The organism is Vibrio sp. Y176 (assembly GCF_033438945.1).
Genome location: NZ_JAWOQS010000001.1, coordinates 470,801 through 497,489 on the forward strand (window position 1 = coordinate 470,801; position 26,689 = coordinate 497,489).

The following is a 26,689-nucleotide window of genomic DNA, read 5'->3' on the forward strand; positions in this document are numbered from 1 at the left end:
GATTGGTTATGGGCGTAACAGTTGGTGCGAATGGACTTTCGATAGTTCATAAAGGCTCAGGTGGTGAAGCGAATGCAACGCTCCCAGATGTTTGTTTAACTAAGGTCGGCAAGCCAGTCGTCCCTATCCCTTATGGCAACAATGCTAAATCAGCAGACCTTGCTGGTGGGACTACGACAGTCTCTATGGATGGCGGTAACAGTGTCGCTATCAAGGGCAGTACGTTCTCAAAAAGTACCGGCGATGCGGGCGGTGACAGAAAAGGCGTTTCCTCAGGCACGATAGAAGCCGAAGCAAAATTCATTTCAGCCTCACCAACAGTCAAGTTTGAAGGCAAGGGCGTATGTCGCCTGTCCGATCAAATGACCATGAACAAAGCTAACACTATGTGTTTGGGTGGCGCACAAAACCCATCGGTTTCTGTGACTGAAGAGCAGGAAGGGACGTATACGCTGGATATAGAATGCAAATATCCAAATGGGCTCCCTTACTCTAATGCAAAATTTTCTTTAGTCGAACCTTCAGGTGCTGTCATTGGGAGTGGAGTGCTGGACTCTAGCGGAAAAGCATCTGTTAATGGTCTCGCTCTAAAAGAATGCAGGTTAGTGCTCAGCGAAACTCAAGACTCTTACACCCCGAACCAATCTTTAGCTGAAAATATTGTTACGGAAACTTACCCTGATCCGAATGATTTTTGTACGTTTGTCGCAGGTCGCCGCTCGCCATTTTGGGAAGATCGTGTTGGGGTTGCTAATGACTGGGGCATATTGATGTCCCCATCCTTCAGTGATGATGACTTTAAAGATATTGTGTTAGAGCAAAGCCGTATATCGTCTCCTTATTCGATTAGTCAAAATCACTCTAAAGATTTTTCTGATGCTTATGTTTCGGCACTTTATCACATCCAAACTGATACTACTGCGCTAGAGAAATATGAACCTTTAGTTGAACTGCTCTTGGAGCAAGTGCACGAAAATGGCGATATATTGAGAGTCTTATATCAAGCTGATGTGTTTGAGCCTCCCTATGAATTATTAGCGAAGCTTCGCTTTTTAGGGACTGGGAATACTGTGAAGTATTTGCAGTTTGTTTTATGGACGTTGATAAACAATCAAATCTGTTCATACATCGATGAGCTAAACAGTGAAATCATCGGTCGTTTAGATTTCATACAAAGCCAAGCTTCTGCAAGATCGTTGAGTTCTGTTGAAGAGGGTATAAACGGTTATAAAAAAGCACTTAACCACTTCAAACAAGCACTTCCTGACGTCATTAGCCAAATTTTCGAAACCAAAAATGACACCCTAATTTCTATATCGGCAATGGCCCTTGGGAGTACCGTTAACATAGCGAGCCAATCTAGCTTTGCTACTAATTTAGGTAGGGTTAATGCGGTGGTGTACACGAAGTCAAACAACTTGAACCGCCCATCATTTGTCACTTTTGACGATAACTTTTCTGACTAGGACATTTAAATCATGGATGCAGTTTTTCCGATAGCGCAACGAGAAGGTGACGCTTACTACACGCTCAGTGATTTTACGAAATTGTTTGATCAAGCTAAGAGCGGTCGTTATTTAATAGGACAAGGGTACGGTTGGCATAGTGGCATTCACTTAACATCAAAAATGTTACCGTGGGGGAAAGGGCTCAGACCTATTCAAGCGATGCTTGATGGAAAAATAGTGGCATTTCGCATAAATCCTGATTACGTAACATCAACGTACCAAGAGCAAGAGTTTAAGTATAGTAATAACTTTGTGCTTATCGAGCATGAGGCTGTAAACCCCGAAGATAATGAAGATGTATTTAAGTTCTATACACTTTATATGCACCTTGCGCCACCTTCAGATATTGGCGCCAATTCATCTATAACCACGCGTTACCGTTTACAAGAAGCGAGAAATGTACGCACTTTCAAACATAGTGATGTGCCTACTAATTCTGGTGAAAAAAAACAGTCGATGTCTAAAGGAACATTACTTGAATACCTGTATGCAGAAGAGAAGGAGACCCATCCATACCAGATCGACAAAAATACCTACAAAATGATAAAGTGCCGTGTGGTAGAGAATGGTAAATCGGCAAGTGGTAGCGAAAAAGCACTGTTAAACAAGATTGTTTGGTTTGCTTCGGGTCTCAATAGTGACTTTGACATTTTAGAAGATTCCTCTGCTGTCCTATCAGAACCAGTTTCAGAACCTAAATGGATGTCGGACAAGGCGGCAATGATTAGGGACGGTAGTGTGGTTTCTTTACTCCCACTCCTATTTAGAGAGGGGATAAAGGTTTCAGCTGGGGAAGATATCGGTTACATGGGACTGCATGAGTACAGTAACGATGCAATTGGAACTAAGAAAGAAGATAATCGTGTGCATATCGAGATGTTCTCTTTTGAGGAGCCGCCCGAATTTTTCAAAAAACAGATTTCTCCCAAAAATGCGGAAGAAAATCCACTTGTTGTTCTCGATGGGGCCGATAGTAGCGGTGCCGTTGATATGAGTAATTCGTTTATTCAGCAATTACTTGAATCTGTGACAGAAGATCAAGTAACGGACTTCTCCTCGTTCACTGCTCGCGATGCCAAAGTATACTTAGACGGTAAGCGTAAACACTTTGAGCGATTTATTGTGAAACATCCTACAGATTGGCATACAGAGTCGTCACAAAGTCTTTATGAATCAATCCATCAGACCGCAAAGGAAGCTCTAGATATTAAGTGCTCCGCTGGTTTTGTGACTATAGAGGACTACCGTAACTCCCCATGGCGCGATCAAGTGATGGATAGCTTTGATCTTTTCTCGCAATTCGAACTGGAAAGAGCAGATAAGTTCTCATGGATGCAAGATTTACAAGGTGATTTGCAACTAAGCGATGATAAGAGCCTTTGGCATTATTGGCCTTTTGTAGGAAATCACACCCAAAGTAAATGTTTCTGTAATCGTGATATTTCCAAGAGTTTTTTACTTGAAGTCTTAGGTGGAAAAGAAACTATTTTTGAGAACTCTCATTATGACAGTATGAGAAATGTTTCTTTAGATGAGTTATTAAATAGCTTGAATGACATGTTTAGGACGTATGAAATCGATGATTGTTTGAATAAAATCCACTTTCTGTCTCAAGCATTTCAAGAAAGTGATTTTTTCAAAACGACGGAAGAGTACTATTATAACGGGAAATATCCAGAGAAATGGAATAAGTACAGAGGTGGTGCATTCTATCATGGACGTGGTTTATTACAGATAACACATATAGAAAACTATGCTAAATACTTTGGTGTGAATACTAAAGATCTTACAAAAGAAATGATAGAAAGCGTTGCTAAAGATTTACACACGGCAGTAGATTCTTCAGGGTGGTTTTGGGTAAAAGGTAGTGCTTGGGGAGATATTCGTCCATTCGCTACCAAGAATGATCTATTTCGTGTAACGATCTCAGTAAATGGTGGTTACAATCATTTGTTAGAGAGAAAAAATAACTTATTAAAACTTTCAAAGTTGATTAATTGTAATTCAATATCCGATAACTATGACTTTAGTAAGTTTTATCTTAAGGATAGTTCAATGATCAATAAAAATTACTATAAAAGAAGTAAGAGTGTACATCACAAGCTGGAGTTAATGATAAATGAATAAAATGATTACATTTAGTTTAATCTTTTTATCAACATATTCTTTTGCGGAAAGCAGTATTACGCAAGAGCAAAAATTCACAGAGGCTGAGGGGCCTTTTTGTCAATATTCTCTAAAAGCAAATGGAACTTCATATGATTTTAGCTTTTTTGACTCATGTGGCACAAGCGATTTAATTAAATTGAATGAAGAGCTTTATTTGGTTGACTTGACTAATGGTAATATAAATAGCGAAGCATACTTTATTTTTGACACAGAAAAAAAAGAAGTTCCAAAAGAGATTGGTAGTTTGAACCTTAGTTATGACATTTACGATTATGGTTTTGATATTATCGATCATACATTATTGGACAGAGATAATGGTAAAATAATAAAAAACGCTAATAATAATTATACTGGCGTGTTGTCTTACATTTTCCATAGAGATAATTTTAATATGAACATACCTAAAGATAGGATTTTGTATTGGAATAGAAATGGAGAAGAGAATTATTGTTCTTCTACAATAGTTTTTTCTGCTAATTATGACGAACATAGGCGAGATGTTTGCTGGAATAGTTTTTCATCAAGATATGAATATGTTGAGATTATTGAAGGTAGAGTAAGTTTAAGGATAAAGGGAGAGTTTGATGGAAGGCAGTTTAAGTTTGATAATAATGGTGAAGAACTGACGATTAATCCATATAATGGAAAGTATAGTACTAACAAAACCAACGAAAAATTCCCTGATGAAGACTATTTTAATATAAAGTGAATATATTTTTTTTATTTTTAATGTAGTTGAAATGCTTAAATTCAATGAAATTTATAAATCAATTGTGATGGTCGGGTTTTCATTTATTGTGTCGTTTTCAAATTTTGTAAGTGCAAGCTGCAACCAAAATTCTGTCATATTTACGTGTGATTTAGAAAATAAAGGTGGCAGTTTGAAAGCTTGTTTTAATCAAGCCGAGAATTCGATGTACTTCGTTGTTGACGAAAATGGGTTGAAAACAGTTTATGCCCCACGAAAGGGGAAGAGTTTAGATAACTATAAATGGATAGATATTTCTCTTGAAGAACCTGAATTCATTCCTTTGAAATTTGAAGTAAATGAAAACAAGAATGCGTACTTTTCATTGACTAGAGGTGGTGGACGGTTGAGTGTCGTTGCTAGCTTCGTTGACATGATTGAAGATGAAAATGCTGTTGAGTACTACTGTGAATTGGGAACTGAAACAGCTCTGGATCCCAACGTTAGATTAAAAATAAAACACGTAAAGCCCAATGAGTTTGAAGCTTGGGATTAAATAGCAATAGATTCCGGTGAGAGCCTAAATAAAATTCATTGTAATAAAGAGTTAGCTTTTCTAGAAAATTTACTCGAGATGTTTGGATACGAAATGTTCAGATAAAAAGCGCCGAAAGGCGCTTTTTATTTTCTTTAAAATAAAGTATGGTCTCCCTCCTTTTAAAATGGTAAGTGTTGAATAATTCAACAGTGGTTAGGTAAATGAATAAAATAACTAAACTCGCTTTGGCTTTGTCCGTATTGACATCTGTTGTTGGGTGTCAACTGGTCTCAAATACGCCGATGCAATCGACAGCAACGAACGAAATAATTGAAAAAGCAAAGGCAGAGTTTGATGGACAACGTTTTTATAAGTTGAATGAATATGATGAAGAAATCAACGTTTCAGGTGACGGGGTCATTACCTTCAAGTCTTACTTACCACGCAGCGGCGGCTATGAATGGGTACCAATTGTGATACGCGATACTAGTTTTCGTGTTTCTTGCGATTATTTCAGTGAATATGTTGAAGCTGGAATGGTTGTTCAGGTTCAGTTTGTAGGTAAACGCGGGCGCATTGAAAATTACGACAAGCAACGTTGTGAAGAGTTTGGCGAGCCAACATGGCAATGAGATCTATGGATAATTAAAGCGCCGACAGGCGCTTTTTATTTACGTTTTAGTTAACCGTTAGAAAAGATGTAGACCAATCTTCGGAAGATTAGGCAAGCAATGCGTAGTATCTGGTCACAAGTTGGTATGAACTTGCCTTTTAGAAAACGCTAATAAAATCGCTAAACAGCTACATGCTAATAGAACGACACCTAAGTTTTGTGCTGTTCCAGCCATCGCTAATCCCGTCCCGATCATGATGTAGTACATGAGCCCAAATAAAGCGCCTGCGCTGCCAACCTGTTGTTTATAATTAACGAGTGCATCACTGAGTATGTTGGGTATCGCAATCCCATAAGACATGACGACTAACACCATTGGAGCAACAAACCAGATTGATTGGTTCAGAATCAACACACCGACTGATCCAACGCTAATCAATATTGCTGAGAACCAAAGTAGCTGGCTTTTTCGAACATTTTTGGACACTAGGGATTTGTTTAAATAACTTCCAAGCAGAGTGCCTAACCCCAGTACCATGCCACTGTATCCAAATTGTTCGGAGTTATACCCAAGTGCTGAGAAAGTAAATGCGCCAAGCTGGTAATAAGAAAATAGAGCAATGTTATACAAAGCAACCAGTAATCCTGAGCGCCAAATTCGCGCGTCTCTTACCATTTTCCAGCTAAGTTGATGCAACCGTACTGGTGTCTGTTCCTTCTGTGTTTCAGGAAGCTTAATAACGTTGTAAGCGAGCAATACTAACGCGATTAAAAACAAGGCAAAAAACACATAACGGTATCCACCAAGCGCTGTAAGCTGCCCGCCTAATAGCATGCCAACTACCGGGCTGATTGATATACCCATCCCCATTAAGCTAAAGACTTTACTCAGTTCTTGACCGTCAAACGCGTCACGAAGCATGGTCTGTGTGACAACGGATCCTACCGCGATACCAAATGCGCTTAGGGCTCGCGCGGTCATGACAACAGCAAAGCTTTCGGTTTGAGTTGCGAGTAAAGATGCGCAACCATAGATAAAGAGCCCAATAAGCATGGTGGGCCTTCTTCCCAGTTTATCTGCGAGAACTCCCCAAACTACAACGCCAATGGCAAAAGCTAGGAAGTAAATCGACAATGTTTGGGCTGCTTGTGCGTGGTTTACATCAAATGAAAGAGCGATTGAGCTCAGCGCTGGGCTATAAATAGTTTCTACAATTTGCGGAAACATCAACATAACCAGCATGAGCCATAAAGAGGGCTTAGTATTCATATTGTTACCCATCGTTAATGAAGTTGGCGGGCAGTATAAATGAGGCTATGATTGATCTAATAACAACATAAAAACCAAATACATCAACATTCGGACAAAATGGCGCTTATTAACGAAAAAACACAATTTGATGCAGACAAAATTTCTACTTGTGTAGTGGGAATTGCTGCGGATATTGGCAAGCACGACTCAGGTATGCATATGCACAAGAAAGGGCAGTTATTGTACGCACCTCAAGGTTGTATGAGTTTTGCTCTGGAAGACTCGATTTGTATTTTGCCACCGACAAAGGCGGTTTGGATCCCACCTAATACGCCGCATCGCGCACTAATGACGAATGTGGTGGCGTACCGATCTTTGTATTTTGATTGTGAGGAGTTTGCCTGTCCGAGTAAGATCACGATGATAGAAGTGAATAATTTACTCCAAGCTCTTATTGATAAAATGTCATTTTGGGAGTGGGATAAGCCTAGCAGCGAGATGGTAAATACGACGGCGCTTTTTTGGGAGGAGTTTTATGCTGCGAAACGTTATTCGTTTCAGTTGCCTTTGCCATCGCATCGGCGCTTAACAACGTTTCGTCGAGAGTTGGTTGAACCTTCATTTCTAGCTCCTTCGCTTACTGCTCTTGCAAGCAAAGTTGGGGCAAGCACCAAGACGGTAACACGATTATTTAAGTCGGAAACGGGAATGAATTATCAAGATTGGCGGCTACAGTGGAGGCTTTTAAAGGCAGTTGAATTGTTATCAACGGGCATGCCAGTCAGCGCAGCTGCCGATTGGCTGGAGTTTTCGTCAGACAGTGCTTTTATTGCATTTTTCAAAAAGCAAACTGGACAAACACCTCTGACGTTTATGAAAACCAAGCCTTAAGCGTCAAAATGCTCACACTCTTTCTAGAACAAACCCCAGGTTCGCAGGCTCAGCCTATAAAACATACATAGACAGGTACCAACATGCAGGTTACTTGTCTTTACTCTGCAGTTTGCGAAAGTATTGCGTGGTAAAATCAACAAAGGCTCGGATGCGTTTTGGTTGATGTCGGTCGTGATGATAAAGGAGTGAAAATTCCACACTCGGAATGCTCCAGTCGGTAAACACTTCTTTTAGCTTGCCTGTCTGGAGTTCTTGTTGGCAATAAAGTGTTGGCACACGGATGATGCCATTTCCCGCCAAGGCTGCTTTTATCATTACTCTGCCGCTCTTACATCGTAACTGTCCACGTATCTGGTGTTCAGTTGACTGCTTTGTATTCGTGTTCTCAAATGCCCACCGTGTCACACTACCTGTCAAACAAACGTGTTTTTCTAAGTCCTTTGGATGTGAAGGATAGCCATATGTTTCTAAATAGTTTGGGCTTGCGTATGTCCCCATTTCCACATCGATCAGTTTGCGAGCGATAAAGTTGGAGTCGTCTAACTTTCCCATTCGAAAAGCGATATCGAATTCATCCGCGATTAAATCGACACGATGGCTGCTAAAATCTAAGTTAATGCTCACTTGTGGGTGTTGGATTAGAAACTGAGCAACGATATCTGCGACAACGTCTTCTCCTAAATAGCCCCCCACACAGTTGATACGAATGTCACCTCTTAAGTCTTCTACATCATCAACCACTGCCATAACAGCTTGATCAATATTGTGAAGGGCAGTTTCACACTGTTTATACAGAACCTTGCCTGCTTCGGTGAGGTTCAGTGTTCGAGTGGTCCTTTGTAGCAAAGTGACACCAATCTGTTGCTCCAGATTTGTTATTTGACGTGAAACGTGTGAGCGAGAAACGCCAAGTTGCTCTGCTGCTTTCGTGAAGTTTCCTAGTTGAGCGATTAGGACGAAAGAGCGAATATCCGCAAGGTTGATGTGTGTTTGCATGATGACTTCTTCATAATTCAAAAAAGTATTGTTGCAGTATAACAACAGTGTTTCAACTAGGTCGGTATATATCAACAAACAAAGTTTTCTTAAACTTACCGCCACTGATGTAAACCGTTCTATTAAGGATTCAAAATGAAAAAGTTAATTGTTATTACAGGCGCTAGTTCAGGCATTGGTGAAGCGATTGCACGTCACTTCAGTGAACAGGGCCATGCTCTTCTTTTGTTAGCAAGACGTGTAGAACGTTTGGAAGCATTAAACTTACCAAATACGCTTTGTGAAAAGGTAGATGTGACCGACAAAGCTTCTTTTGAGGCTGCAATTGAGAAAGCTGAAGCGTTGTATGGTCCGGTAGATGCACTTGTAAATAACGCAGGCGTTATGCTTCTCGGTCAGATAGATACTCAGGAAGCATCGGAGTGGAAGCGCATGTTTGATGTGAACGTAATTGGCTTACTCAATGGCATGCAGTCCGTCCTAGCACCTATGAAAGCACGTAACAGTGGTACGATCATTAACATCAGCTCTATCGCGGGCAAGAAAACATTCCCTGATCATGCTGCTTATTGCGGTACCAAATTTGCGGTTCATGCTATTTCTGAAAACGTACGTGAAGAAGTTGCGTCATCGAATGTTCGCGTTACGACGATTGCACCTGGTGCAGTGGAAACGGAATTACTTTCACATACAACGTCTCAAGATATTAAAGATGGCTATGACGCTTGGAAGGTGGATATGGGCGGCGTGTTGGCAGCAGACGACATTGCACGCGCAGTGCTGTTTGCTTATCAGCAACCGCAAGGTGTATGTGTTCGTGAAATTGCTTTGGCACCGACAAAACAACAACCTTAACATTGAGTTACGGCGATTTTAGGTCACTAAAGCCGTAAAACTTTGCATATCGATTCGTGATTGAGATGGCATCTTTAAACTAAGTTGCGTGAAAATTTAGGTCATCCATTTAAATCCGGACACTAAGTGTGTTATTGCTTATACCCAAGTTACTCAAGGTGAGAAAAAACTTTGAGTAATTTGGGTTTTTATTTGGTCTCAACTTTAGGTAGCGGAATTTATTTAGGTCGAAGGCGATAGTTGTGATGAAAGGAGAGTGTGACGTAAAACCAAGTGAAGCAATACCCGTCTCTTAATGAGAATTGATTTCATCAACGTCACAAGCCGTTACAATTATCCGTTAGGTATTATACTTTGTGGGTGGTTAATATTTAACCAAACAAGGAGGTGTGTATGAAACGATTCGCAAACATACTTTTTGCAACACAAGGATTGCCAGGCCATAGTGACGCCCTCGAACAAGCGATGAGGATTGCATCTAGCAACAAAGTGCCTGTCTCAGGGCTAATAGCGTGTCCTGATTTCCCAACAGACATGATCCAGTATCAGCAAAGTTATGAGCAATCGCTGCAAGACTCCCTCAAACAAAGTATTCACGAATACAGACAGAAGCTGGGACTCTCTGAAGAGGATCTCGCATTTCCTCTTACTGTGAAAAGCAGTGAAAAGCCCGCTGTCTGTATTATTCAAGAAGCATTAGCTGATAACAAAGATCTCATCATCAAAGAAGCTGAACCGCTCGGTGAAGGTGCTGAGGGTTTCAAAGCTATTGATATGACTCTGTTACGAAAATGCCCTTGTCCGCTTTGGTTGCACCGACCAATTGATAAGCCAAGAGATAAGCGCCGTGTTGCTGTGGCTATCGACCCATTAACGGCAAGCGATGAACAGCACTCATTAGCCGTGCGTTTACTCGAATTATCGCGTTCGATAGCCGACACCTGCGATAGTCGTTTACACGTGATTTCTTGCTGGGAGTATTACTTAGAAAACTACCTTAATGGTAACGCTTGGATTCAAGTCGATGATGCTGAGTTGAAACATGAACTCGACAAAGCAAAAGCCGATCATAAACAAGCTCTGCAACAGCTGTTGGAGGAGTCTGGGATTACAGGTGAAATTGTGATTCACCACCTGCATGGAAAACCCGACGAAAAGATTCCAGATTACGTAGAGAGTATTGAGGTAGACGTGCTGGTAATGGGAACCTTAGCGAGAACTGGTATATCTGGCTATGTCATTGGTAATACGGCTGAAAATATTTTGCAATCGATTAACTGTAGTTTGGTCGCTCTTAAGCCCGATGGTTTTGTCTCACCGATTCAGTAATTGGGGTGTAACAAAGTTGGGTTTAAGTGATGTTTTAGGTAAAGGAGGGAGATGGATCTCTAGAACATGGAATTATCAATGTATCAATAAGTTATCAGAGGAGAGTGACATGAAAAACCTATGCCCGAAATGCCACACAGAAATGATAGAACGTTCGAATGTTTATGTTTGTCCGAGAAATGATATCGGTGACTGCACCTACGATGCATTCGAGTTAGCTGATGACGATAATCCATATACATTCAGCCAAGAACACGTAAGTAGTGACCTACGTTCTTATGCCGTAGCAGACAGCAAATAGCGGTTTGTATCGGCGTTCCTCTAAGTAGCACTCAGTGATTACTGTTTGCTACTTTTCCCTTGGTTTCATGATCGTTTTTGAAGCGCTTGGGCTAAAACAATACAGTGGAGTTTGTCATTTGCGCCGAATAGCGCGTACCTTCTTATAATAACGAATGGGCTGCGATGTTGAATAACATAACGGGTAAAGAAAACCTGCCGAAAAACCTAGATAATCAGTTGGTCTTACTGATTTTCCCTGCGCTGCCAGTTTTAATCTTCTCTTTTCTCTTCTACATCTATACTCCTGCAGGCGTGAGCTGGAATGCGGAATGGATACCAAGCCTCGATATCAACCTTAGCTTTAGACTAGATGGCCTTTCATTTCTTTTTGCGGGACTGATCAGTGGGATTGGCGCACTGATTCAAATCTACGCTTTGGCTTATTTACGGGAAAGTGATAGCCGGTTTTCCTTTCATTTGTATCTAACCCTATTCATGCTTGCCATGCTAGGGATTGTGATGAGCGATAACATTCTGTTGTTATTTGTTTTCTGGGAACTCACCACCATCACTTCTTACTTACTGATCGGGTTTAATCACGAAAATAAAACGTCTCGGAAAAACGCCTTGCAGTCGCTGATTGTTACCGGTGCTGGTGGACTAGCGTTGCTAGCTGGTCTTATCTTGCTGGGAGCAATGGCAGGGAGTTATGAGCTAAATACCATTATCGAGCAGGCAGACACTATTGCGCAGCATGAATGGTTTATCCCATCTCTAGTGCTCATACTACTCGGTGCATTTACTAAATCTGCGCAATTCCCGTTTCATTTTTGGCTACCTAACGCGATGGCAGCTCCCACTCCGGTCAGTGCGTATTTACACTCGGCAACAATGGTAAAGGCAGGCATTTACCTATTAGCACGTTTATCGCCAGTTTATGCCCACAGCGAGATCTGGTTTTATGCTTTAGTCATCACTGGGAGTATCACGGCCATTTGGTGCACATTTGTCGCATTAAAACAAACTGACTTGAAGCTGATGCTAGCCTACAGCACGAATGTTGCTTTGGGTAAATTAACATTATTACTAGGTATGGGCACAGATTTGGCCGTTAGTGCGGTATTGATGTTTATTCTCGCTCACTCTTTCTATAAAGCTGCGCTGTTTATGGTGGTGGGTAATATCGACAAAGCGACAGGAACACGAGATATTGATCAATTGTACGGTCTGAAGTCAGTTCTCGTCATCAGCATGGTTGCGGGGAGTTTGGCTGCATTGTCTAAAGCGGGGTTCCCGCCGTTGTTAGGCTTTTTGAGCAAAGAATACATGTATAAGTCCGCAGTAGAGCTCAATAACTGGATCGCCTTTGTACTTTTAATCGTGAATATACTGATGGTCGCGCTAACCATTATGCTTATTGCGAGACCATTCTTTGCTCGCCGTGATCTCGTGCCGATTGAAACTAAGCCAGTTGAGACAAAAAAAGCCATGTGGATCTCGCCTTTGCTCTTGGCACTTGGCAGTCTCCTGGTCCCGTTATTCGGTTTAAATTGGTTAGATCGCAATATTATTTTTCCGGGCTCTGCTGACATTCTGCCCACAGCAGCTCTTAAAGAGACATCACTATGGCATGGCGTGAATGTACCGTTAGTGTTAAGCGTTATTACGCTAGCGTTGGGGTATGTGGTGTACCGTGTTTATCCAGCTGTGTCTGCATTTTTTCAGCGGTTACATCTATTCGTCCCCAAAGCGGAGAATATTTTTGAACGACTATTAGATGGCATGATGACAGTGGCGAAGTGGCAAACGGCGCGGTTACAGCAAAAGAAATTGAGTCGCTATGTCCTATTATTTTTCACGGTACTTGCCGTTGCGTTACTGAGTCAGGTAGCGCTTATTCCTCTGCCTTTGGTTGGCGAACTTTCAAGTGTCACTTTCTATGAGATTGGTATTGCCTTATTGTTGATTGGTGCTGCGCTCGTATGTACGTTGTCCCACGCAAGACTTCTTGCGATTTCTGCGCTTGGTATGATTGGCTTCATGACTACGCTTGTTTTTATGATTTATAGCGCCCCGGACGTTGCGAAGACTTTACTGTTAGTGGAAACATTAATGGTGGTCTTTCTTGCATTGTTAATGCGTCATATGCCGCGTCTAACCACCGTGCCCAAGCATTCAATAAAACGTAAAGTAGCGAATATTTGCATAGCAGGTGTGATAGGTGTTTCGGTTACTTTACTTTTGTTAGGAATCACGTCTCAGCCGATGGACTCTTCGGTGTCAGATTTCTTTGCAGAAAACAGTGTCCCGGGTGGACATGGGCGAAACATTGTTAACGTTATTCTGGTTGACTTTCGCGCATTTGATACATTGGGAGAAGTTGTCGTCGTTGTTATTGCTGGGATTGCGGCAGTGAGTTTGCTTAAGACAAGAGCGAAAAAGCAAAATCGTATCCAATCATTAATTTTTGCAACCACGGCACACATCGTTTCGGCACTCATGCTCGTATTTTCAGTGTATCTGTTGTTACGTGGTCATAACGAACCGGGTGGTGGCTTTATTGGTGCGTTGATTGCCGTTATTGGTTTATCACTTCTCATGTTCGCGGAATCACCGAAATACGTTCGTTCTAGGTTGTATTTCAAACCGTTTCTCATTGCGTTATCTGGCATCGCATTGAGCTTAGTTTCTGGTGCTTTGAGCTTTGCGTTTGATAAACCGTTTTTGACCGGACTGTGGTGGAAAGACGTGATACCACTAGGGACGCCATTGGTTTTTGATGTTGGTGTTTACCTTGCCGTTATAGGTGGCGTGATGGGTATGCTGCTTCGTATTAATGAGGAGCTAGAGTGATGGAAATAGTCTGGAGTGTTGTCGTTGGAGTATTTGTCGCAGCAGGTGTTTATTTAATGCTTGAAAAGCATATCTTGCGCCTTTTGTTCGGCATCATGTTACTCAGTAGTGCGGTTAACCTTGCTATTTTTACCGCTGGAAGGCTGACGCCCGGAGAGCCGCCATTGATTGGCGATAATGCTCTTTTACCACCAGATAGCGCGGCAAATCCTTTACCTCAAGCGCTTATCTTAACTGCGATAGTCATCGGTTTTGGACTACTTATTTTTGCTTTAATGCTGTTCTATCGAGCTTATAAAGACACTGGAACTGCAAACGTCGATGAAATGCAACGTTCTGAGGAGGGTCAATGAGTTCGATTTTGCTTACGTTACCGGTTGTTCTCTCGCTGAGTACGGCGTTGACTATCTTCTTCGTCCGTCGCTCAACAAAAAGTGTTGAGTGGTTGAGCGGTGTAAGTGCGATTTCGAACCTTTTCGTTGCGGGCTTTCTCACAGAAAACATCATAAGTAATGGTATTCAAGCCGTTGCTTTTGGTCAGTGGAGTGCGCCATTTGGTATCGTGTTTGTCGCAGATTACCTCAGCGTTGCTATGGTGATGATAACGGCGGTGATTGGTGCGATATGTGTTTTCTACGCGATGGCGGACCTTCACCGAAAGCCCTCCTATAGCAATTACCATGCGTTAATGCACATGTTGCTTGCTGGCGTTTATGGCGCTTTCCTGACTGGAGATATTTTTAATCTGTACGTTTGGTTTGAGGTCATGCTCATTTCATCATTTGGTTTAATGGTGTTAGATGCAACGAAAACTCAAGTTGATGGTGCAGTAAAGTACGTGATGTTGAACCTGATTTCGACGCTGGTATTTTTGCTTGCTATCGGCTTGTTGTATGGCGCAACGGGCACCTTGAACCTGGCCGATCTCTACACCAAAGTAGGGGAAAATGAATTGAGCATCAACATGATGCTGTCCGCGCTGTTTTTGTTTGCCTTCTCTATTAAAGCGGCACTCTTTCCTTTATTTGCTTGGTTGCCCGCTTCTTATCACACGTTGCCAAGCGGTGTGGTGGCACTGTTTGCCGCGTTGCTTACTAAAGTCGGTGTATACGCGTTGATAAGAGTCTTCACCTTAGTATTTCCGCTCGCCGAGAGTGGCTGGCAACCGACGTTAATTTGGGTCGCAGGGCTAACCATGTTAACGGGCGTTTTAGGAGCGGCTAGCCAATTCGACATTAAGAAAATTCTTTCTTTTCATATTATTAGCCAAATAGGCTATATGCTCATGGGGTTGGCTATTTACACTCCCTTAGCTTTAGCCGGTGCCATTTTCTACATTGTTCATCACATCATTGTAAAAGCGAATTTGTTCTTAATAGGTGGATTCATCGAGCGCAAATATGGCTCTAGTCAACTTGAACATTTGGGTGGGGTATATAAAGCTATGCCTTGGTTGGCGTTCTTGTTTCTTGTACCTGCGTTTTCTCTGGCCGGTTTCCCACCGCTATCGGGTTTCTGGGGAAAGCTATTGGTCATCAAGTCGAGCATACAGGCTGAATATTACTGGTTAGCAGGTACCGCGTTATTGGTGGGGTTGCTTACTGTCTACTCGATGACGAAAATTTGGAGTGAGGCATTTTGGAAAAAGCCATTTAGAGAGAAGCCAGAACAGACTCTGCAGGCCAAAGTACATTGGTTGTACTGCGTTCCAATTATTGTATTGACGACGTTGACGCTAATCATTGGCTTAGTGGCGGAGCCTTTTTATCAATTTTCCGTTCAAGCTGCAGAACAACTGTTAAATCCGGCTGAATACATCAGAGTGGTGTTAGGAGGAAATGCATGATCTATCTATTCCTCAATTTTTTCTTAGCATTAGCGTGGATGATGCTTAATGGCAGCTATTCGAGTCTGAATTTTGTTGTCGGATTTACGGTCGGTTTTTTTGCTTTAAGGTTGAGTCAACCATTTGGATTGAAAACGAGCTATTTTCAACGTTTTGCATCTGCATTGAAGTTATTGGTGTACTTCGCTTATGAAATGGTTATATCGGTTGCGAAAGTGGTGTGGGACGTCGTGACACCTACTCATTTGAGTCAGCCTGATATCGTTTATGTCCCTCTGGAGGTCGATTCTGATCTAGAAATCACATTACTGGCGAACATGGTTTCTTTAACACCGGGCACGCTTAGTTTGGATGTTACGGCTGATAAAAAGTATCTTATCGTTCATGCCATGTTTGCACCTGAACATGAAGAGGTTATTCGCGGAATTAAAGATGGGTTAGAGCATCGAATTTTGGAGGTGACGCGTGGATAGTTGGCTGCAAATAACGGTCACTTTTGCCTATTCTGGGCTACTACTCAGCTTTGTTATGGCTTTTGCTCGTTTAATTCTAGGACCAACGCTAGCTGATCGAGTTGTGGCGTTAGATCTGATTTCATTTATCACTATCGGATTTATTACGGTTTACACCTTAGACAGCGGTGAGGACGCTCTGTTAGATATCGCCATTACATTAGGTTTGGTTGCATTTCTCGGCACGATCGCATTTGCACGTTTGATCGTTAAAAGAAAGGAGAAAGAATAATGGACGTGTTGATTGGACTATTTTTATGCTTAGGAACATTGTTGACCTTGATTGCAAGTCTAGGTGTTCTGAGGCTTCCGGATTTGTATACCCGAATGCATGCAGCGACCAAAGCTGGGACCGTCGGAGTGAGCTGCTTGTTATTAGCGGTCGCTTTCTCACTCCCTGAAGTTACCGTGATCTCTCGGGTTATCGGTACGATGTTGTTTATCGTTCTCACTGCGCCAGTCGCCTCCCACCTGCTCGGCAGAGCAATGCGAGAGGTCGGATATAAGATTTGGCGCAATGATTAACCATTAGCGTCGAATAGGACTACGTCCTAGTTGAAATAAACTCGAAGCTGTATTGATGAAGTCGGAAGTAATTGACGGTATATTCAAATGCACGACCATCTTCTAGGTAACCAGTGGACTCAACTTTTAGAATAGGGGAAGCTTCTGATTCATTCAGGTATGAGGCCGTCCCTGCATCTAACAAGTACGGTTTGACAGACTGACTGCTTTTCGCAATTTTCAATCCTTTGCTATTTTCAATGTACTCATATTTAGAACCATTCATTATGGCTATGCTCAAGTCTGGAAATAACATTGCTGGCATATGAGTGACTTCGTAAATTTCAGGCTCATCATTAATACATCTGAGTCTATGTATTTCATATGTATCATCATTGGGCGAGAGATTTAACTGCTTAGCAACCTGCTCATTCGGCTTTTTAAGTTCGAACTTTATGACTTGAGAGCTAGGCGTTTTCCCCTGTTTACTGACTTCCTCGATAAAACCCAGCAAATGTAAGGCATCATGTTGGGCTTTTAGATCGTTTACATAAGTTCCACTACCTCTTGTCCGACTAATTAAATTATTGTCGACCAGAATTTGTAAGCTTTTTCTGATGGTTACGCGGCTTACGGAAAACTCTTCTTGCAAATCACTCTCTTTTGGAAGCATCGATTTCGGTTGTAGTTCCCCATCTTTGATCTTTTTTTCTAATCGTTCCGCAATGTCTATGTATTTGGGTTTCATAATACCTCGCTAAGTCTTGGATCATGATAGCAAGAATGTGATCTGAGATGTAGTTAATACTTTTCCTTAGGATCTTTGTGTGATTTTTATCTCGTATCTTTGTGCTTATACTTTAAATGTATCATAAAAGTATTAATACTTATTTTATACATTTTCAGGATAAACATTTGAGGTAGCGAAATGAAACGTCAAAAATTAACGATTGTTGGTGCTGGCAGTACATACACACTTGGTATGATGAACAGCCTTATTGCCGAAAAAGATAACTTTCCACTCGCAAAAGTCGTGTTTTACGACATAGATGAGAAACGCCAAGAATCGAATGCATTAGCTACTGAAATTCTATTGCGAGAACACTATCCAGAAGTTGAAGAGTTTGTTTATACAACGGATAAATCTGTCGCATTCGCAGATTCGGACTTTTTCTTTATCCAGATCCGCACTGGTGGGTTGGCCATGCGCGAGCGCGATGAACAAATCCCGCTATCCAACTCTTGTGTTGGGCAAGAGACATGTGGCGCGGGAGGAATGGCATATGGACTTCGCTCTATCGGCGACATGATCCAGCTAGTGAACGAGATCCGACAAACGTGTCCAGATGCGTGGATTCTTAATTACACCAACCCGGCGGCAATTGTCGCTGAAGCTTTAAATCGTGAATTTCCGCATGATAAGCGAATTCTAAATATCTGTGATATGCCAGCAGCGATTATGGTCAGCTATGCGCAATTGTTAGGATGTGAAATTTGGGACTTCGTTCCTGAATATTTTGGGCTTAATCACTATGGCTGGTTTACCAAAATTCGTAACAAACAGGGTGAAGACTTAACGGACAAAATTAAAAATATCATCCTAAAAGAAGGGATCAGTGCGGTTGATGCGGAAATAGCGGATGACCCATCGTGGCAAGCCACATTCAAAAACATGAGAACAATGCTTGCTGATAATCCAGAGTTTTTGCCGAATACGTATCTTCAATACTATTTGTACCCTGAAAAAATGGTGGCGAAAGAGGATATCAACAATACCCGCGCAAGGCAGGTAATTAACGGCCGTGAGAAACGAGTGTTCGAATTGAACGCAAGAATAATTGAAGCGGGCACCACGAAGCACGAAACACTGCATGCCGATATCCATGGTCGATACATGGTGAGAGTCGCGGCTTCGCTAGCCTACAACTTGAGCGATGTGTATCTCGTCATCGTACCGAATAATGGTGCTATTACAAATTTACAAAATGACGCCATGGTAGAAGTTCCAGCTGCGCTAACTAGTGATGGACCGAAAGCTTTTACTGTAGGAAAAATCCCAACCTTCCAAAAAGCCATGATTGAAAGCCAACTTGGTTACGAGAAATTAGTCGTGGATGCTTGGTACGAAGGAAGTCAGCAAAAGCTGATTAATGCACTCACACTTAACCGTACCGTGGTTAATGTGCCAAAAGCTAAAGAAATAACAAAACAATTACTAGAAGAAAATAAAGCCTACCTTCCTCAATTTTTTCAATAACAACTGGACGTTCGGGGCCTACTTGTAGGCTCCGTGAATGAAACAAGAGGTTTATATGAAAGACATTATTCAAAGGTTCGGGGCCGCGATGTTTGTACCCGTTCTATTATTTCCAGCAGCGGGCATGTTATTGGGTTTCTCTGTTGTGCTGTTAAATCAAGAAGTGTTTCCTTGGGCACTAGAGGGGAGTGCTTGGGTTAAAGTCTCGACGATCATTTTACAGGCATCTCTCGCTGTATTTAAAAATATGGCACTTATTTTTGCCGTTGGGTTACCTATCGCTTTAGCTAAAAAAGCATCTGGTCGCGCTGTACTTGCAACACTTGTTTCCTACATTACGTATAACTACGTTATTGGTGGAATCCTTCAATTTTGGGGGCCAGAACTGGGCGTTAACTATACGGAAGGTGAGCGAGGTTTGACTGAAGTTGGTGGCATTCTAACGCTTGATACCAACTTGCTAGGTGCGATTTTAATTGCAAGTCTCTCTGTTTGGGTTCACAACCGATTCTTTGATAAAAAGCTACCGGATTGGGCGGCTGTATTTGGCGGAACGCCATTGGTTGTGATCATTAGCTTCCCAATTATGGTCGTGATGGCAATTCTAACTTGTTTGACTTGGCCAAGTATTCAGCATGGTATTAACAATCTGCAATCATTTTTGGTTTCTGCTGGATCGTTAGGGGTATGGCTATTTACGTTTTTAGAGCGAATCATGATACCAACGGGGTTGCATCATTTCGTATATGGTCCCGTTTTTTATGGGCCTGTTGCAGTCGATGGCGGAACGGTTTCCTATTGGATTCAAAATATACAGACATTCGCCCAGAGCTCGGAAAGTTTAACGACACAATTTCCTCAGGGTGGTTTGATGTTGACGGGAATGGGTAAAGTGTTTGGTTGTACGGGTATCGCACTAGCACTCTATTCAGTTGCGAAAAAAGAAAATAAAAAGATGGTGATGGGGTTAGTGCTCGGAGCCGCAATCACAGCAATTCTTACAGGGATCACCGAACCAATAGAGTTTACATTCTTATTTATCGCACCTGCGCTGTTTGCTTTGCATGCGTTGTTATCTGCGACAATGGCAACGATCGCCTTTATGTTTGGTGTTTCCGGTAACTTTCAGACTGGCTTGATAGACTTCATTTTCCAAAACTGGTTGCCTTTGGCTGGTAACCATGCAGGAACATACGTGATTCAGATTATTATTGGTCTCATGTTTACTGGTGTTTACTTTGTTACGTTTCGCGCGCTTATTTTAAAATACAACATACTTACTCCGGGACGTGAAGGTGCAGATAGTAAGTTGTATTCCAAAGCTGACTACAAAGAAGCGAAAGCGGTCCATAACAGTAGCGCAAGTCCGTCACAAGCTAGTGCCTTTATTGAAGGTCTGGGTGGAAAAGAAAACATTGAATTGTTAACTAATTGCGCGACGCGTTTGCGTGTTAAAGTTAAAGATGTCTCTCTTGTAAAGGAGAACGCATTTTTCACACAGCACGGAGCGGTGAATATTGTTAGAAATCAAGAGAGCCTTCAAATCATCGTTGGTTTAACGGTGCCACAAGTTCGCGAAGATATGAGCCAACTGATAAAAGCTTAACCCCCACTAATGCTCCCGCTCATATGGCTCAAAGGTGAGATAGAATTATCTCACCTTTTTTGTGTACATGAAGCATATTTCGCTCAGTTTCCACGAAAGTGGGGAGGAGTTATCGAGCGAGCTAAAATATAGTTAGGTTATACCCGTCTGTATTGTTGGAAGACTTGTTGAGTCTCTAAGTGACAGTGGCACCACTTTCTATGTTGAACAGCGTTTTAATTTCTTCCAGCACTTCTGGGTTAGCAATAGCACCAATGTTTTTTACAGCTTGTCCGTTTACCAATTGTTTCACTGCTAGCTCAACCAATTTGCCTGAGCGCGTTTTAGGAATATCACTGATAGCAAAAATTTGTCGTGGGACATGGCGCGGTGAACATTTTGTTTTCAATGTTTGGCGAATTGAATCGGTGAGTTGTTGGGTTAACTCGACGTTGTGAGCGAGTTTTACTAGTAACCAGATTTCTTCAGACTGCTGGTTTAACTTGCCGACAGCGATGGAGTCTTCAACCTCGGGTAACGCGTTCACTTGTTGATAGATTTCAGCGGTACCGATTCGTACGCCGCCTGGATTTAAGGTTGCGTCACTACGGCCATAAAAAATAAAGCCGCCATGTTCGGTTTGCATCACATCGTCGCCATGGTGCCAGATATCGGTAAACTTGCTCCAATAAGCGTTGTGATAACGTTCGCCGTTGTCGTTCCAGAAGCCAATAGGGAAGTTAGGTAGTGAGTTATTACAAGTCAGTTCGCCACGTTTTTGCGTAATAGTATGTCCATCATCCTCTAGAACACGTGCGTCGATTCCCAGCCCTGCGCCTTGGCATTCACCTTTGTAAACTGGTGAGATTGGGTTTCCAAGTACAAAGCATCCGCAAATATCTGTGCCGCCAGCAATAGAAGCGAGATGCAAGTCCTGCTTGATGTGCTGATAGACATAATTAAATTGTTCTGGGTAAAGCACCGAACCAGTTGAGCACAGAGTTTTGAGTGACTTCAAGTTATGTTCTAGTTTTGGAGAGCAGTTCGCATGCTCCAGTGCCTCTAAGTATTTCGCTGAAGTACCAAACAGCGACACGTTATGTTCTTCTGCTAATCGCCATAAGATGGAGTGATCAGGATAAACCGGACTACCGTCGTAAATCACTAAGGTTGCTCCACTCGCAAGAGCGGAAACATGCCAGTTCCACATCATCCAACCACATGTTGTGTAGTAGAAAACCTTGTCTTGCGATTTGATGTCGCAATGCAGTTGATGTTCTTTGAGGTGATTGAGCAAGGTACCGCCTGCGGAATGGACAATACACTTAGGTTGACCTGTTGTACCAGAAGAATACAAAATGAATAACGGGTCATTAAACAGCGTTGGTTGATATTGAATTGATTGTGGAGAAAAGTGGTGAGTAATATCGGACCAAGAAACAAACTCAGAAGTGCTAGCACTCTCAGCGTTTTGTAAATATTCGATTTGGCATACGCTAATAGTAGTCTCTTCGGAGGCACTGCTTAACTTACTACTAAGAGTGGTGTTCTTGTCCGTCATATCGAAAGCTTTGCCTCCGAACTGGTAGCCATCACAGCAAAAAAGAACTTTCGGTTTGACCTGACCAAAACGCTCTACGACGCTATCGATACCAAAATCAGGAGAGGTTGAAGTCCAAATGGCACCAAGACTGGTGGTGGCCAGCATGGCAATAACGGTTTCAGGAAGGTAGGGCAAATAACCCGCAACGACATCGCCTTTACCGACACCACAATTGAGTAGCCATTGTTGAATGGCAGAAACTTGTTCAAGCAACTGTTTACCGGTGAGTTGTCGGTGTTCACCGCTTTCATTGCTAAAAACAATAAACTCACGCTCTGGTGATTGTTCAGCCTGAGATAGGAGGTTCTCTGCGTAGTTCAGCGTGGCGTCAGCAAACCATACTGTGTCTCTATTTACATGATGATGATTAGAACCTGTTAGTGTCCATTTGGGACTGCCAAGGCTCTTGATTTGTGAACCCATATCTCCGATTACGTTGCAAAACTGCCAAGTATGTCGCCAAAATTCATCATTGTGCTCAATGGACCACTGGTGTAGAGACGTGTAATTGTTGATTACGGCACCTTCGGCTTTGTCTTTATTAACCTTTTCAATGAACCGTAATAAGTTGCTATTGCTGACGCGCTCAGCAGATGGTGACCAAATAGGTGCAGAATTTGGCATAGGTCCCTCTAATTTCAATTCTTTTGAATATGACCAAAAACAAAATAAAGGGGCGAACATAGCAGTGTTCGCCCCTTATCTGATCGTTTAAAGTTGTTCGGCAAGCTGAGGTAGTACCTCAAATAAATCACCAACCAATCCATAGTCAGCAACTTCAAAGATAGGAGATTCTGGATCTTTGTTGATCGCGACAATCACTTTGGATTCCTTCATTCCTGCAAGATGCTGGATGGCACCGGAAATCCCAACCGCTATATAAAGCTTAGGTGCAACGATTTTACCGGTTTGACCCACTTGTAAGTCGTTGGCAACAAACCCGGCATCAACTGCCGCACGAGAAGCGCCAATGGCAGCACCTAGTTTATCGGCAACTTGTTCGATCAACGCGAAGTTCTCTTTGCTACCGACTCCGCGTCCACCTGACACAACCACCTCTGCCGCGCTTAATTCAGGGCGCTCTGACACGGTTTTATCGGCAGAAACCAATTCAACCATTGGAGCTGAGATAGTGACCTGCTGATGCTTAATATCAGCTTGGTTGTGACAAGTAACCGGCTCAAACGCAGACGCGCGCACGGTGATGACGCGAACCTTGTCGCTGGTGGTCACTTTGGCAAATGCGTTTCCTGCGTAAATAGGGCGGATAAAAGTGTTTTCATCGATAACTTGGACAATATCGGAAATTTGCCCAACGCCGAACTTCGCTGCTACTCGCGGTGCAAGATCTTTCCCTTTTGATGATGAGCTAGCCCAGATTGCGTCAAAACCTTCAGCAACACTCACTACAATAGGTGCGATACTCTCGGCAAATTGATGCTTAAGTTGCTCATCATCGACACAAATTACGTTTGATATACCATCAACGCGACAAGCTTGTTGAGCGACTTCTTCACACTGGTGGCCCACAACGATCAAAACATTGTCTTGGCTGACTTGTTTTGCTGCATTAACCACTTTGAGTGTGTCCGCATGCAATTGGTTATTGTCATGTTCTGCTATGATTAAGTTCTTCATGAAATCACCTTCGCTTCGTTACGCAGCTTATCGAGAAGCTCTGAGACAGATTCAACCTTGATGCCACCTTTTCTTTGCGCTGGCGGTGTGACTTCTTGGATGGTTTGGCTAAATACCACTTCAACACCCAGACTGTCAGGTGTGATTGTATCTAACGGCTTGCGCTTAGCTTTCATGATATTAGGCAAAGAGGCAAAACGCGGTTCATTCAGGCGTAAGTCAGTACTGATCACCGCAGGTAAGTTCATCGCGACCGTCATCAAGCCGCCGTCCACTTCTCTCACGACCTGAACTTTTTGATCTTCTATCTTCACGTCGGAAGCGAAAGTTGCTTGAGGCCAGTCAAGTAGGGCGGCCAGCATCTGAGCCACTTGGTTGTTGTCCGTATCAATGGATTGTTTACCCGTAATCACAAGCTGTGCTTGTTCTTGCTCAACCAGAGCTTTGAGCAGCTTAGCGACAACTAATGGCTCTATTTTGTCTTCAGTATCGACATGAATAGCACGATCGGCACCTAATGCAAGCGCGGTACGTAGTTGCTCCTGACACTGGCTACCGCCGGCACTGACAACGATGACTTCATCTGCAATACCTTGCTCCTTTAGTCGTACGGCTTCTTCAACGGCTATTTCGCAAAATGGATTAATCGTCATCTTGACGTTATTGGTTTCAACATCGCTATGGTCCGCTTTCACGCGAACTTTAACGTAGGGATCAATGACCCTTTTTATTGGCACTAGTATTTTCACGTTAGATTCCTTTTACAGTGAAGACTATGTGTTTACAGTGAAGACGATGTGATGACGTCTTTAAAATGATGTTAATTTACCTTTACGTTTGCGTCAACTTTAAATATATTGTTGATTAACAAGTTGGCAACATGCAAAGAAAAAGGAATGCAATCATGGAAAGAGACTGCATGGAATTTGATGTTCTGATTGTAGGCGCAGGTCCCGCAGGCTTGTCTGCGGCATGTCGAATCAAACAATTAGCAGTAGAAAAAGAACAAGACCTCTCTGTTTGCGTGGTAGAAAAAGGTTCTGAAGTTGGAGCGCATATTTTATCGGGCGCGGTGTTTGAAACGCGAAGTTTGGATGAGCTTTTTCCCGACTGGCAAGAGAAAGGCGCTCCGCTCAATACCAAAGTAAACCAAGATAAAACCTACTATCTAGGCAATGAAATCAATGGTCATGAACTGCCTTCTTGGGCGGTGCCTAATACGTTACATAACAAAGGTAATTACATCATAAGTTTGGGCAGTCTATGCCGATGGATGGCGTTGCAGGCTGAGAACTTGGGGGTGGAGGTCTACCCAGGTTTTACCGCCAGTCAAGCGATCATCGATGAAGATAGTCGTGTTTGTGGCGTGATCACGGGCGATATGGGATTAGATAAAAATGGTGAACAAAAAGGAAATTTCGAACCTGGTATTGAACTGCGAGCGAAGTTTACTTTATTTGCTGAAGGCGCACGGGGGCATATTGGTAAGCAGTTGATTAACCGATTTAATCTTGCTGAAGAGAAAACGCCTCAACACTACGCTATCGGTTTTAAAGAGCTGTGGGAAATCCCATCAGAGCAGCATCAGCAAGGTTTAGTAGTGCACGGATTAGGTTGGCCGTTATCAAATGAAGCTACAGGTGGCAGTTATCTCTACCATTTAGAGGGAAACCAAGTTGCCGTCGGGTTGATTGTTGACTTGAATTATAAGAATCCGCACTTGAGTCCATTTGATGAGTTTCAACGTTTTAAACACCACCCGTTGATTGAGCAATACCTCAAAAATGGGAAGCGTATTAGCTATGGCGCGAGAGCGATTACCAAGGGCGGCTTTCATTCGCTTCCCACGCAGCAGTTTGCTGGTGGCTTGTTAATTGGCTGTGATGCAGGAACACTTAACGGCGCTAAAATCAAAGGCACACACACCGCAATAAAATCTGGCATGCTTGCCGCTGAAGCAGTATGTGAAGCCCTTGAGAGTCAGTCAGTTACTGCTGATTATCAAAAGCATTTCAAACATTCTTGGCTGTATGAAGAGCTTTATCAAGCACGTAACTTCTCAAGTGGCATTCACCGCTTTGGATCGTGGCTGGGCGGTGGTTTAGCGCTGCTGGAACATAACGTATTAAAAGGCAAAGCTAAGTGGCATATCCGCTGTGATAAGCCTGATCATCAGTCTCTGTTATTGGCGGAAAGCAGCAATGAAATTGTCTATCCGAAGCCTGATGGCGTGTTAAGTTTCGATCGCCTCTCTTCTGTTTATCTATCCAATATCTTCCATGAGGAAGATCAACCATGCCACTTACGTTTGGCGAACCAGCGGATCCCTATTGAGCAGAACCTTGAATTATATGCAGAGCCAGCACAGCGCTATTGTCCGGCTGGCGTGTATGAAATTGTACAGGGGGAGCAGCAGCCAGAGCTGCAAATAAATGCGGCCAACTGTATCCACTGTAAGACCTGCGACATCAAAGATCCAAGTCAAAATATTACCTGGACTCCGCCAGAAGGTGGTGGTGGTCCGAACTATCCAAATATGTAAGCGTTTGAGAATAATTTTTATTAACAATTTATTTACTTAAAGTTTGCGTTAGTTCAAATCTTTCTCGATGAACTCGATTGCAACTTAATCTTTCAGGCACTATTCTGATTTTAAATTGACGTTTACGTAAACTGAATACAAAGTTGATGCATAGGTGTAAAAGCGGTTACCAGTATCAAAGTTAGGTTTGATCAAATAGTGCTCAATGGAACGCACTTAAAATAA

At 42.5% G+C, this 26,689-nt stretch carries 23 protein-coding genes and 1 pseudogene; 18 read left to right on the top strand and 6 right to left on the bottom strand.

The annotated features are described in order from the left end of the window. Positions 1–8: 8 nt before the first annotated feature. The 5 genes and pseudogenes from R7O13_RS31495 to R7O13_RS02100 all read left to right on the top strand — a co-directional run. Positions 9–576 (top strand): annotated as a pseudogene (locus tag R7O13_RS31495) (DUF4150 domain-containing protein); the annotation flags it as partial. A gap of 902 nt (positions 577–1,478) precedes the next feature. Beyond that, positions 1,479–3,635, top strand: a complete 2,157-nt coding sequence (locus R7O13_RS02085) for a hypothetical protein (protein WP_318302847.1) — start codon at positions 1,479–1,481, stop codon at positions 3,633–3,635. Continuing rightward, positions 3,628–4,386: a hypothetical protein gene (locus R7O13_RS02090; protein WP_318302849.1), complete on the top strand. Its 759-nt coding sequence runs from the start codon at positions 3,628–3,630 to the stop codon at positions 4,384–4,386. The genes R7O13_RS02085 and R7O13_RS02090 overlap by 8 nt, the downstream gene beginning before the upstream one ends. A gap of 31 nt (positions 4,387–4,417) precedes the next feature. Continuing rightward, positions 4,418–4,921 (top strand): hypothetical protein, encoded by a 504-nt coding sequence (locus R7O13_RS02095; RefSeq protein ID WP_318191068.1) that lies wholly within the window; start codon positions 4,418–4,420, stop codon positions 4,919–4,921. A gap of 203 nt (positions 4,922–5,124) precedes the next feature. After that, positions 5,125–5,535 (top strand): hypothetical protein, encoded by a 411-nt coding sequence (locus R7O13_RS02100; RefSeq protein WP_318302852.1) that lies wholly within the window; start codon positions 5,125–5,127, stop codon positions 5,533–5,535. A gap of 114 nt (positions 5,536–5,649) precedes the next feature. Here R7O13_RS02100 and R7O13_RS02105 read toward each other — a convergent pair whose 3' ends face one another. Continuing rightward, complete coding sequence (locus R7O13_RS02105) at positions 5,650–6,786, bottom strand: multidrug effflux MFS transporter (RefSeq protein WP_318302853.1); 1,137 nt, start codon at positions 6,784–6,786, stop codon at positions 5,650–5,652. A gap of 99 nt (positions 6,787–6,885) precedes the next feature. Here R7O13_RS02105 and R7O13_RS02110 point away from each other — a divergent pair, with 99 nt between their 5' ends. Further along, the gene (locus R7O13_RS02110) at positions 6,886–7,659 is read left to right on the top strand and encodes a helix-turn-helix transcriptional regulator (protein WP_318302855.1); all 774 of its coding nucleotides are present in this window, start codon (positions 6,886–6,888) and stop codon (positions 7,657–7,659) included. A gap of 90 nt (positions 7,660–7,749) precedes the next feature. Here the strand turns inward: R7O13_RS02110 and R7O13_RS02115 are convergent, their stop codons facing one another. Next, the gene (locus R7O13_RS02115) at positions 7,750–8,658 is read right to left on the bottom strand and encodes a LysR family transcriptional regulator (protein WP_053349221.1); all 909 of its coding nucleotides are present in this window, start codon (positions 8,656–8,658) and stop codon (positions 7,750–7,752) included. Between the two features lie 135 nt (positions 8,659–8,793). On the opposite strand from R7O13_RS02115, the gene R7O13_RS02120 reads away from it, so the two are divergent. The 9 genes from R7O13_RS02120 to mnhG all read left to right on the top strand — a co-directional run bounded on the left by R7O13_RS02120 (position 8,794) and on the right by mnhG (position 16,860). Beyond that, the gene (locus R7O13_RS02120; protein ID WP_005373333.1) at positions 8,794–9,513 is read left to right on the top strand and encodes an SDR family oxidoreductase; all 720 of its coding nucleotides are present in this window, start codon (positions 8,794–8,796) and stop codon (positions 9,511–9,513) included. Between the two features lie 393 nt (positions 9,514–9,906). Further along, positions 9,907–10,842, top strand: coding sequence for a universal stress protein (locus R7O13_RS02125; protein WP_005373330.1), 936 nt, complete (start codon positions 9,907–9,909; stop codon positions 10,840–10,842). Positions 10,843–10,951: 109 nt separating this feature from the next. Continuing rightward, the gene (locus tag R7O13_RS02130) at positions 10,952–11,143 is read left to right on the top strand and encodes a hypothetical protein (RefSeq protein ID WP_005373328.1); all 192 of its coding nucleotides are present in this window, start codon (positions 10,952–10,954) and stop codon (positions 11,141–11,143) included. Between the two features lie 164 nt (positions 11,144–11,307). After that, positions 11,308–13,977, top strand: a complete 2,670-nt coding sequence (gene mbhE, locus R7O13_RS02135; RefSeq protein ID WP_005386140.1) for a hydrogen gas-evolving membrane-bound hydrogenase subunit E — start codon at positions 11,308–11,310, stop codon at positions 13,975–13,977. Continuing rightward, positions 13,977–14,330 carry a Na+/H+ antiporter subunit C gene (locus R7O13_RS02140; protein ID WP_017633704.1) on the top strand — a complete coding sequence of 118 codons (354 nt, stop codon included), beginning with the start codon at positions 13,977–13,979 and terminating at the stop codon, positions 14,328–14,330. The genes mbhE and R7O13_RS02140 overlap by 1 nt, the downstream gene beginning before the upstream one ends. Beyond that, a complete protein-coding gene (locus R7O13_RS02145) occupies positions 14,327–15,823 on the top strand; it encodes a Na+/H+ antiporter subunit D (protein WP_213867639.1) in 1,497 nt (498 codons plus the stop codon). Before R7O13_RS02140 ends, R7O13_RS02145 begins: the two co-directional genes overlap by 4 nt. After that, positions 15,820–16,296, top strand: coding sequence for a Na+/H+ antiporter subunit E (locus R7O13_RS02150; RefSeq protein WP_005373320.1), 477 nt, complete (start codon positions 15,820–15,822; stop codon positions 16,294–16,296). Before R7O13_RS02145 ends, R7O13_RS02150 begins: the two co-directional genes overlap by 4 nt. Then, positions 16,289–16,567 (top strand): cation:proton antiporter, encoded by a 279-nt coding sequence (locus R7O13_RS02155; protein WP_005373317.1) that lies wholly within the window; start codon positions 16,289–16,291, stop codon positions 16,565–16,567. Before R7O13_RS02150 ends, R7O13_RS02155 begins: the two co-directional genes overlap by 8 nt. After that, complete coding sequence (gene mnhG, locus R7O13_RS02160; RefSeq protein ID WP_213916874.1) at positions 16,567–16,860, top strand: monovalent cation/H(+) antiporter subunit G; 294 nt, start codon at positions 16,567–16,569, stop codon at positions 16,858–16,860. The genes R7O13_RS02155 and mnhG overlap by 1 nt, the downstream gene beginning before the upstream one ends. Before the next feature lie 19 nt (positions 16,861–16,879). On the opposite strand, the gene R7O13_RS02165 is transcribed toward mnhG, so the two are convergent. Continuing rightward, positions 16,880–17,587 (bottom strand): GntR family transcriptional regulator, encoded by a 708-nt coding sequence (locus tag R7O13_RS02165; protein WP_262657072.1) that lies wholly within the window; start codon positions 17,585–17,587, stop codon positions 16,880–16,882. A 180-nt stretch (positions 17,588–17,767) separates the two neighbouring features. On the opposite strand from R7O13_RS02165, the gene R7O13_RS02170 reads away from it, so the two are divergent. Further along, complete coding sequence (locus R7O13_RS02170; protein WP_005373308.1) at positions 17,768–19,096, top strand: 6-phospho-alpha-glucosidase; 1,329 nt, start codon at positions 17,768–17,770, stop codon at positions 19,094–19,096. Positions 19,097–19,151: 55 nt separating this feature from the next. Continuing rightward, positions 19,152–20,702 carry an alpha-glucoside-specific PTS transporter subunit IIBC gene (locus tag R7O13_RS02175; RefSeq protein WP_047101519.1) on the top strand — a complete coding sequence of 517 codons (1,551 nt, stop codon included), beginning with the start codon at positions 19,152–19,154 and terminating at the stop codon, positions 20,700–20,702. 175 nt (positions 20,703–20,877) lie between these two features. Here R7O13_RS02175 and R7O13_RS02180 read toward each other — a convergent pair whose 3' ends face one another. The 3 genes from R7O13_RS02180 to R7O13_RS02190 all read right to left on the bottom strand — a co-directional run bounded on the left by R7O13_RS02180 (position 20,878) and on the right by R7O13_RS02190 (position 24,671). Then, positions 20,878–22,908, bottom strand: a complete 2,031-nt coding sequence (locus R7O13_RS02180; protein ID WP_193837952.1) for an acetoacetate--CoA ligase — start codon at positions 22,906–22,908, stop codon at positions 20,878–20,880. An 87-nt stretch (positions 22,909–22,995) separates the two neighbouring features. Then, positions 22,996–23,922: an electron transfer flavoprotein subunit alpha/FixB family protein gene (locus tag R7O13_RS02185; protein WP_017633699.1), complete on the bottom strand. Its 927-nt coding sequence runs from the start codon at positions 23,920–23,922 to the stop codon at positions 22,996–22,998. Further along, the gene (locus R7O13_RS02190; RefSeq protein WP_005386149.1) at positions 23,919–24,671 is read right to left on the bottom strand and encodes an electron transfer flavoprotein subunit beta/FixA family protein; all 753 of its coding nucleotides are present in this window, start codon (positions 24,669–24,671) and stop codon (positions 23,919–23,921) included. Before R7O13_RS02190 ends, R7O13_RS02185 begins: the two co-directional genes overlap by 4 nt. A 155-nt stretch (positions 24,672–24,826) precedes the next feature. Here R7O13_RS02190 and R7O13_RS02195 point away from each other — a divergent pair, with 155 nt between their 5' ends. Continuing rightward, positions 24,827–26,464, top strand: a complete 1,638-nt coding sequence (locus tag R7O13_RS02195; RefSeq protein WP_318302863.1) for an electron transfer flavoprotein-ubiquinone oxidoreductase — start codon at positions 24,827–24,829, stop codon at positions 26,462–26,464. Positions 26,465–26,689 lie beyond the last annotated feature (225 nt).

Bases quoted from the DNA above. Each gene is read 5' to 3' on its own strand.
- R7O13_RS02185 (WP_017633699.1), bottom strand. From the start codon at position 23,922: ATGAAGAACTTAATCATAGCAGAACATGACAATAACCAATTGCATGCG.
- R7O13_RS02195 (WP_318302863.1), top strand. From the start codon at position 24,827: ATGGAAAGAGACTGCATGGAATTTGATGTTCTGATTGTAGGCGCAGGT.
- R7O13_RS02085 (WP_318302847.1), top strand. From the start codon at position 1,479: ATGGATGCAGTTTTTCCGATAGCGCAACGAGAAGGTGACGCTTACTAC.
- R7O13_RS02140 (WP_017633704.1), top strand. From the start codon at position 13,977: ATGGAAATAGTCTGGAGTGTTGTCGTTGGAGTATTTGTCGCAGCAGGT.
- R7O13_RS02125 (WP_005373330.1), top strand. From the start codon at position 9,907: ATGAAACGATTCGCAAACATACTTTTTGCAACACAAGGATTGCCAGGC.
- mbhE (WP_005386140.1), top strand. From the start codon at position 11,308: ATGTTGAATAACATAACGGGTAAAGAAAACCTGCCGAAAAACCTAGAT.
- R7O13_RS02130 (WP_005373328.1), top strand. From the start codon at position 10,952: ATGAAAAACCTATGCCCGAAATGCCACACAGAAATGATAGAACGTTCG.
- R7O13_RS02150 (WP_005373320.1), top strand. From the start codon at position 15,820: ATGATCTATCTATTCCTCAATTTTTTCTTAGCATTAGCGTGGATGATG.
- R7O13_RS02110 (WP_318302855.1), top strand. From the start codon at position 6,886: ATGGCGCTTATTAACGAAAAAACACAATTTGATGCAGACAAAATTTCT.
- R7O13_RS02175 (WP_047101519.1), top strand. From the start codon at position 19,152: ATGAAAGACATTATTCAAAGGTTCGGGGCCGCGATGTTTGTACCCGTT.
- R7O13_RS02120 (WP_005373333.1), top strand. From the start codon at position 8,794: ATGAAAAAGTTAATTGTTATTACAGGCGCTAGTTCAGGCATTGGTGAA.
- R7O13_RS02095 (WP_318191068.1), top strand. From the start codon at position 4,418: ATGCTTAAATTCAATGAAATTTATAAATCAATTGTGATGGTCGGGTTT.
- R7O13_RS02180 (WP_193837952.1), bottom strand. From the start codon at position 22,908: ATGCCAAATTCTGCACCTATTTGGTCACCATCTGCTGAGCGCGTCAGC.
- R7O13_RS02115 (WP_053349221.1), bottom strand. From the start codon at position 8,658: ATGCAAACACACATCAACCTTGCGGATATTCGCTCTTTCGTCCTAATC.
- R7O13_RS02100 (WP_318302852.1), top strand. From the start codon at position 5,125: ATGAATAAAATAACTAAACTCGCTTTGGCTTTGTCCGTATTGACATCT.
- R7O13_RS02165 (WP_262657072.1), bottom strand. From the start codon at position 17,587: ATGAAACCCAAATACATAGACATTGCGGAACGATTAGAAAAAAAGATC.
- R7O13_RS02145 (WP_213867639.1), top strand. From the start codon at position 14,327: ATGAGTTCGATTTTGCTTACGTTACCGGTTGTTCTCTCGCTGAGTACG.
- R7O13_RS02090 (WP_318302849.1), top strand. From the start codon at position 3,628: ATGAATAAAATGATTACATTTAGTTTAATCTTTTTATCAACATATTCT.
- R7O13_RS02105 (WP_318302853.1), bottom strand. From the start codon at position 6,786: ATGAATACTAAGCCCTCTTTATGGCTCATGCTGGTTATGTTGATGTTT.
- mnhG (WP_213916874.1), top strand. From the start codon at position 16,567: ATGGACGTGTTGATTGGACTATTTTTATGCTTAGGAACATTGTTGACC.
- R7O13_RS02170 (WP_005373308.1), top strand. From the start codon at position 17,768: ATGAAACGTCAAAAATTAACGATTGTTGGTGCTGGCAGTACATACACA.